A 1,342-nucleotide genomic window follows, 5' to 3' on the forward strand; every position below is an offset into this window, starting at 1 on the left:
TGAGACCTGATGCCGAGCCGATTGTGGTGAAGTGGATGATCCTATGCTGTCGAGAAAAGCCTCTAGCGAGTTTCATGGCGGCCCGTACCCTAAACCGACTCAGGTGGTCAGGTAGAGAATACCGAGGCGTTCGGGTGAACTATGGTTAAGGAACTCGGCAAAATGCCCCCGTAACTTCGGGAGAAGGGGGGCCATCACTGGTGATCCGATTTACTCGGTGAGCTGGGGGTGGCCGCAGAGACCAGCGAGAAGCGACTGTTTACTAAAAACACAGGTCCGTGCGAAGCCGTAAGGCGATGTATACGGACTGACGCCTGCCCGGTGCTGGAACGTTAAGGGGACCGGTTAGTGCACTTTCGGGTGTGCGAAGCTGAGAACTTAAGCGCCAGTAAACGGCGGTGGTAACTATAACCATCCTAAGGTAGCGAAATTCCTTGTCGGGTAAGTTCCGACCTGCACGAATGGCGTAACGACTTCTCGACTGTCTCAACCATAGGCCCGGTGAAATTGCACTACGAGTAAAGATGCTCGTTTCGCGCAGCAGGACGGAAAGACCCCGGGACCTTTACTATAGTTTGATATTGGTGTTCGGTTCGGCTTGTGTAGGATAGGTGGGAGACTGTGAAGCGGCCACGCCAGTGGTTGTGGAGTCGTCGTTGAAATACCACTCTGGTCGTGCTGGATGTCTAACCTGGGTCCGTGATCCGGATCAGGGACAGTGTCTGATGGGTAGTTTAACTGGGGCGGTTGCCTCCTAAAGAGTAACGGAGGCGCCCAAAGGTTCCCTCAGCCTGGTTGGCAATCAGGTGTTGAGTGTAAGTGCACAAGGGAGCTTGACTGTGAGACCGACGGGTCGAGCAGGGACGAAAGTCGGGACTAGTGATCCGGCAGTGGCTTGTGGAAGCGCTGTCGCTCAACGGATAAAAGGTACCCCGGGGATAACAGGCTGATCTTCCCCAAGAGTCCATATCGACGGGATGGTTTGGCACCTCGATGTCGGCTCGTCGCATCCTGGGGCTGGAGTCGGTCCCAAGGGTTGGGCTGTTCGCCCATTAAAGCGGTACGCGAGCTGGGTTTAGAACGTCGTGAGACAGTTCGGTCCCTATCCGCTGTGCGCGTAGGAATATTGAGAAGGGCTGTCCCTAGTACGAGAGGACCGGGACGGACGAACCTCTGGTGTGCCAGTTGTCCTGCCAAGGGCATGGCTGGTTGGCTACGTTCGGAAAGGATAACCGCTGAAAGCATCTAAGCGGGAAGCCTGCTTCGAGATGAGTATTCCCACCCTCTTGAGGGGTTAAGGCTCCCAGTAGACGACTGGGTTGATAGGCCAGATGTGGAAGCC

At 55.6% G+C, this 1,342-nt stretch carries 1 rRNA gene; it reads left to right on the forward strand.

From position 1 onward, the window contains the following. A 23S ribosomal RNA gene (locus tag ACIQAK_RS32990) occupies positions 1-1,342 on the forward strand; the annotation flags it as partial.

Origin of the sequence: Streptomyces sp. NPDC088706, from assembly GCF_044752765.1 — a bacterium.
In the GTDB taxonomy this organism is placed as follows: Bacteria; Actinomycetota; Actinomycetes; order Streptomycetales; family Streptomycetaceae; genus Streptomyces.